The following is a 6,217-nucleotide window of genomic DNA, read 5'->3' on the forward strand; positions in this document are numbered from 1 at the left end:
ATCGACGACGTGTCGCTGCGTCTCGAGAAGGGGACGCTGAACGTGCTGCTCGGGCCGACGCTGTCGGGCAAGACGACGCTGATGCGGCTGATGGCGGGGCTGGACAAGCCGACGTCGGGCGAGATCCGGATGGACGGGACGAGCATCGTCGGCGTGCCGGTGGCAAAGCGCAACGTCGCCATGGTCTACCAGCAGTTCATCAATTACCCGGCGATGACGGTCTACGAGAACATCGCCTCGCCGATGCGCGTCGCCGGCGTCGACGGCGCGACGATCGACCGGCGCGTCAAGTCGGCGGCCGAGCTGATGCGGCTGACACCGTACCTCGGTCGCACGCCGCTCAACCTCTCGGGCGGCCAGCAGCAGCGCACGGCGCTGGCGCGGGCGATCGTCAAGGACGCCGGCCTCGTGCTGCTCGACGAGCCGCTCGCCAACCTCGACTACAAGCTGCGCGAAGAGCTGCGCATGGAGCTGCCGAAGATCTTCGCCGCGTCGGGGGCGATCTTCGTCTATGCGACGACGGAGCCGTCGGAAGCGCTGCTGCTCGGCGGCAATACCGCGACGCTCGCCGAGGGGCGCGTCACCCAGTTCGGCCGCACCATCGACGTCTACAACCGGCCCGCCGACCTCGAGGCGGCGCAGACCTTCTCCGACCCGCCGCTCAATGTGGCCCGGGTGGAAAAGCGCGACGAGACGCTGCGCTTTGCCGGCGGCTTCGAGATCGGCGCCGGCCGGGCGGCGGCGGGGCTCAGGGACGCGGTCTACACCATCGGCTTCCGGCCGCATCATCTGTTCCTCGACGCCGTGCCCGGCGCAGTCCCGGTGACGGCGACAGTGGCGGTGACCGAGATCACCGGCTCGGAGAGTTTTGTTCATGTCGACTTTGCCGGGCAGCGCTGGGTGGCGCTGGTGCACGGCATCCGGGCGCTCGACGTCGACCAGCAGGTGACGGTCTGGCTCGATCCCGACCGCTTCTTCCTGTTCGCCGGCGACGGCAGCATCGCCGCGGCCCCCGCCGCCGCGCTCGCGGCCTGAGGAGAGCCATCCGATGTCGCGCATCACCCTCGACCACATCGCCCACAGCTACCTGCCGAGCCCGAAGACCGAGGCCGACTTCGCGCTCAAAGAGGTGCACCAGGTCTGGGAGGACGGCAGCGCCTATGCGCTGCTCGGGCCGTCCGGCTGCGGCAAGACCACGCTGCTCAACATCATCTCCGGCCTGATCACCCCCTCGCACGGCCGCGTCGTGTTCGGCGAGCGCGACGTGACGCTGCTTCCCACCGAGGCGCGCAACATCGCGCAGGTGTTCCAGTTCCCGGTGATCTACGACACCATGACGGTGGCCGAGAACCTCGCCTTCCCGCTGAAGAACCGGAAAGTGCCGCAAGCCGAGATCGACCGGCGCGTCGCCGAGACGATCGAGATGCTCGGGCTCGGGCCGATGGCGAGGCGCAAGGCGCGCGGGCTGACCGCCGACCAGAAGCAGAAGATCTCGCTCGGGCGCGGGCTGGTGCGCTCCGACGTCAACGCGATCCTGTTCGACGAGCCGCTCACCGTCATCGACCCGCACATGAAGTGGCAGCTGCGCTCGCAGCTGAAGCAGCTGCACCGGCGCTATGGCTTCACCATGGTCTACGTCACCCACGACCAGACCGAGGCGCTGACCTTCGCCGACAAGGTGGTGGTGATGTACGCCGGCGAGGTGGTTCAGGTCGGCACGCCGGCCGAACTGTTCGAGCGGCCGAAGCATACCTTCGTCGGCTACTTCATCGGCTCGCCCGGCATGAACGTGCTGCCCGCCGAGGTCGCGGGCGACCGGGCGGTGGTGGGGGGGCATGCGGTGGCGCTCGGCCAGCACTACCGGCCCCAGCCCGGCCGCACCGAGATCGGCGTCCGGCCGGAGTTCGTGCGCCTCGACGACGGCGCCGGCAGCCTGCCGATCAGCGTGCGCAGCGTCGAGGACATCGGCCGCTACCGCATCCTGCGCGGCGCGATCGGGCCGCACGAGCTCAACGCGGTGCTGCCCGAGGGCCGGGCGATCCCGGCGAGCCCGCGCGTGGTGTTCGATCCGGCCCGCGTCAACGTCTACCGCGATGCCCACCTCGTCGAAGCGGAGGCCTGAGAGCCATGGAAAAGACCTGGAACAACAAGGCCTGGTTCATGGTGCTGCCGGTGCTGCTGCTGGTGGCGTTCTCGGCGGTGATCCCGCTGATGACCGTGGTCAACTACTCGGTGCAGGACACCTTCGGCAACAACGAGTTCTTCTGGGCGGGAACCGAATGGTTCGAGGAGGTCTTGTCATCCTCGCGCTTTCATGACGCGCTGCTGCGAACCATCGCCTTCTCGGCGATCATCCTCGCCATCGAGATCCCGCTCGGCATCCTGATTGCGCTCACCATGCCCCGCAAGGGCTGGGGCGTGCCGGTCTGCCTCGTGCTGATGTCGCTGCCGCTGCTGATCCCGTGGAACGTGGTTGGCACGATCTGGCAGCTGTTCGGCCGCACCGACATCGGCCTGCTCGGCCGCATGCTGACCGGGCTCGGCATCGACTACAACTACGGCCGCAACCCGTTCGACGCCTGGGCGACCATCATCGTGATGGACGTGTGGCACTGGACCAGCCTCGTCGTGCTGCTCTGCTACGCCGGCCTCGTCTCGATCCCGGAAGCCTATTACCAGGCCGCCAAGATCGACGGCGCCTCGCGCTGGTCGGTGTTCCGCTTCATCGAACTGCCGAAGATGAACCGGGTGCTGCAGATCGCGATCCTGCTCCGCTTCATGGACAGCTTCATGATCTACACCGAACCCTTCGTCGTCACTGGCGGCGGACCGGGCAGCGCGACGACGTTCCTGTCGATCGACCTCGTCAAGACCGCCGTCGGCCAGTTCGACCTCGGCCCGGCCGCGGCCATGTCGATCATCTACTTCATGATCATCCTGCTCCTGTCCTGGGTCTTCTTCACGGTGACCACCCAGGCCGGCGAAGACCGGAGCTGAGACAGCCATGACCGCAACGACCTATTCGGGCACCGCCAACAATCTCAGCCGCGCCGGCATCCGCGTCGCCACCGCCGGCTCCGGCCGGCGGCGACTGAAGCGACTGGTTCCCGTCGCCTACATCCTGTTCCTGCTGCTGCCGGTCTACTGGCTGGTCAGTCTCAGCCTGAAGTCCAACCAGGAGATCCTGAGTTCCTTCACGCTGTGGCCGCAGAACCCGACGCTCACCAACTTCCGCGTCATCTTCAACGATCCGGCCTGGTACGAGACCTACATCAACTCGATGACCTACGTGTTCCTGAACATGGTCATCTCGGTGACGATCGCGCTGCCGGCCGCCTATGCCTTCTCGCGCTACCGCTTTCTCGGCGACAAGCATCTGTTCTTCTGGCTGCTGACCAACCGCATGGCGCCCCCGGCCGTCTTCGTGCTGCCGTTCTTCCAGCTCTACTCGGCCTTCGGCCTGATCGATACGCACATCGCGGTGGCCATCGCGCACTGCCTGTTCAACGTGCCCCTCGCCGTGTGGATCCTCGAAGGCTTCATGTCCGGGGTGCCGAAGGAGATCGACGAGACCGCCTATATCGACGGCTATTCGTTCCCGCGTTTCTTCGTGAAGATCTTCATGCCGATGATCGCGAGCGGCATCGGCGTCGCCGCCTTCTTCTGCTTCATGTTCTCGTGGGTCGAACTCCTGATCGCCCGCACGCTGACGGTGACCGCCGCCAAACCCATCGCGGCCGCCATGACCCGAACCTCCTCCGCCACCGGCCTCGACTACGGGGTGCTGGCCGCCGCCGGCGTGCTGACCATCATCCCCGGCGCGCTCGTGATCTGGTTCGTGCGCAACTACATCGCCAAGGGCTTTGCCCTGGGGAGGGTGTGATGGGGGAGCTTCTGTTCGTCTCTCACCCCTCCCCGTGGTCATGGTCCGCGCAGGCGGACCATCCACGCCCCGCTGCGTCCGTCACACGCCCTGCGGTGCGCGGCCCTCGTGGGTGGTCCGCCTGCGCGGACCATGACGGAGCAGGAACGGCCGCCCGTCCAACTTCCGCAGGAGCGGCGGTGACGGCCCGCCCCACGCCCCTGGCCCCCCCCCACTCCCGCGAAGGAGCCTCGCGATGACGCTTTCCTGGATGGCCTGGACGTGGCCGACGGCGATCTTCTTCATCACGATCTTCGCGCTGCTGATCGGGATGGGGGTGTGGGAGTACGCGGTGCCGGGCGGCAGTCCGCGGGTGGGGATCCTGCGCTTCGAGACGACGCGGGGCGACCGGTTGTTCGTGTCGCTGCTCGGCAGCGCGTTCATCTGTCTTTTCTGGCTCGGGCTGGTCGGCCCGAGCCTGTGGTGGGCTCTGGCCCTCTGCCTCGGCTACGCGCTCTGCGTGTTTCGCTGGGTGTAGGGGGCGGTCAGGGACGGACGGCGGCAAGGCGCGGCCGTCCATGCGTGGGAACCGGCAACGAAGAATTCGAATCCTTGGGAGGATCGACTATGCGACGGACATGGATGGCATCGGCGGCCGTGGCGGCCCTGATGATGAGTGCAAATACCGCCTTCGCGGACATGGATGCCGCGAAGCGCTTCCTCGACGCCGAGGTCGGCGACATGTCGGCGCTCAGCCGCGCCGAGCAGGAAGCGGAGATGCAGTGGTTCATCGACGCCGCGGCGCCGCTGGCCGGCCTCGACATCAAGGTGGTGTCGGAGACCATCGCGACGCACGAGTATGAATCGAAGGTGCTGGCGCCGGCGTTCACCGCGATCACCGGCATCAAGATCACCCACGACCTGATCGGCGAGGGCGACGTCGTCGAGAAGCTGCAGACGCAGATGCAGTCGGGCGAGAACATCTACGACGGCTACGTCAACGATTCGGACCTGATCGGCACGCACTGGCGCTACCAGCAGGCGCGCAGCCTGACCGACTGGATGGCGAACGAGGGCAAGGACGTCACCAACCCCGGCCTCGACCTCGAGGACTTCATCGGCCTGAAGTTCACCACCGCCCCGGACGGCGAGCTCTACCAGCTGCCCGACCAGCAGTTCGCCAACCTCTACTGGTTCCGCTACGACTGGTTCAACGACGAGACCAACAAGGCCGACTTCAAGGCGAAGTACGGCTACGACCTCGGCGTGCCGGTCAACTGGTCGGCCTATGAGGACATCGCCGAGTTCTTCACCGGCCGCGACGTCGACGGCAAGGCCGTGTTCGGCCACATGGACTACGGCAAGAAGGACCCGTCGCTCGGCTGGCGCTTCACCGACGCCTGGCTGTCGATGGCCGGCAACGGCGACAAGGGCCTGCCGAACGGCCTGCCGGTCGACGAGTGGGGCATCCGTGTCGACGAGAACTCGCGGCCCGTGGGCAGTTGCGTCGCGCGCGGCGGCGACACCAACGGCCCGGCCTCGGTCTACGCGATCCAGAAGTACCTCGACTGGTTGAAGGCCTACGCCCCGCCGGAAGCGCAGGGCATGACCTTCTCCGAATCCGGCCCGGTGCCGGCGCAGGGCAACATCGCCCAGCAGATGTTCATGTACACCGCCTTCACCGCCGACCTCGTCAAGGACGGCCTGCCGGTGGTGAACGAGGACGGCACGCCGAAGTGGCGCTTCGCCCCCTCGCCGCATGGCGTCTACTGGAAGGACGGCATGAAGCTCGGCTACCAGGACGTGGGCTCGTGGACGCTCTTGAAGTCGACCCCGGTCGACCGCGCCAAGGCGGCCTGGCTCTACGCGCAGTTCGTCGTCTCGAAGACGGTGGACGTCAAGAAGAGCCATGTCGGCCTGACGCTGATCCGCGAAAGCTCGATCCGGCACGAGAGCTTCACCGAGCGGGCGCCGAAGCTCGGCGGCCTGATCGAGTTCTACCGCTCGCCGGCCCGCGTGCAGTGGTCGCCGACCGGCACCAACGTGCCGGACTATCCGAAGCTCGCCCAGCTCTGGTGGCAGGCGATCGGCGACGCGTCGTCGGGCGCGAAGTCGGCGCAGGAGGCGATGGACTCGCTCTGCGAGGAGCAGGAGAAGGTGCTGTCGCGCCTCGAGCGCGCCGGCGTCCAGGGTGACATCGGCCCGAAGCTCAACGAGGAGCACGACCTCGAATACTGGGTCGAGCAGGCCAAAGCCAACGGCACCCTCGCCCCGCAGCCCAAGGTCGAGAACGAAAAGGAACAGCCCATCACCGTCAACTACGACGAGCTGGTGAAGAGCTGGGCCGACGCGAAG

Annotated in this window: 6 protein-coding genes; all 6 read left to right on the plus strand. The window is 67.1% G+C overall.

Translation table 11 applies throughout. The features are described 5' to 3' along the window. The coding region (locus I5731_RS06680; protein WP_210336257.1) for an ABC transporter ATP-binding protein at nucleotides 1–1,035 on the plus strand (1,035 nt) is incomplete at its 5' end. A 13-nt stretch (nucleotides 1,036–1,048) separates the two neighbouring features. After that, nucleotides 1,049–2,122, plus strand: coding sequence for an ABC transporter ATP-binding protein (locus I5731_RS06685; protein WP_197310601.1), 1,074 nt, complete (start codon nucleotides 1,049–1,051; stop codon nucleotides 2,120–2,122). Nucleotides 2,123–2,127: 5 nt separating this feature from the next. Continuing rightward, on the plus strand, nucleotides 2,128–2,997 hold the full coding sequence (locus I5731_RS06690; protein ID WP_197310606.1) for a carbohydrate ABC transporter permease: 870 nt from the start codon (nucleotides 2,128–2,130) through the stop codon (nucleotides 2,995–2,997). A 7-nt stretch (nucleotides 2,998–3,004) separates the two neighbouring features. Continuing rightward, a complete protein-coding gene (locus I5731_RS06695) occupies nucleotides 3,005–3,883 on the plus strand; it encodes a carbohydrate ABC transporter permease (protein ID WP_197310607.1) in 879 nt (292 codons plus the stop codon). 235 nt (nucleotides 3,884–4,118) lie between these two features. Continuing rightward, nucleotides 4,119–4,400 carry a DUF2160 domain-containing protein gene (locus I5731_RS06700; RefSeq protein ID WP_197310608.1) on the plus strand — a complete coding sequence of 94 codons (282 nt, stop codon included), beginning with the start codon at nucleotides 4,119–4,121 and terminating at the stop codon, nucleotides 4,398–4,400. A gap of 104 nt (nucleotides 4,401–4,504) precedes the next feature. After that, on the plus strand, nucleotides 4,505–6,217 hold a 1,713-nt coding region (locus I5731_RS06705; protein WP_407941828.1), incomplete at its 3' end, for an ABC transporter substrate-binding protein.

It is taken from the genome of Methylobrevis albus (assembly GCF_015904235.1).
GTDB lineage: Bacteria > Pseudomonadota > Alphaproteobacteria > Rhizobiales > Pleomorphomonadaceae > Methylobrevis_A > Methylobrevis_A albus.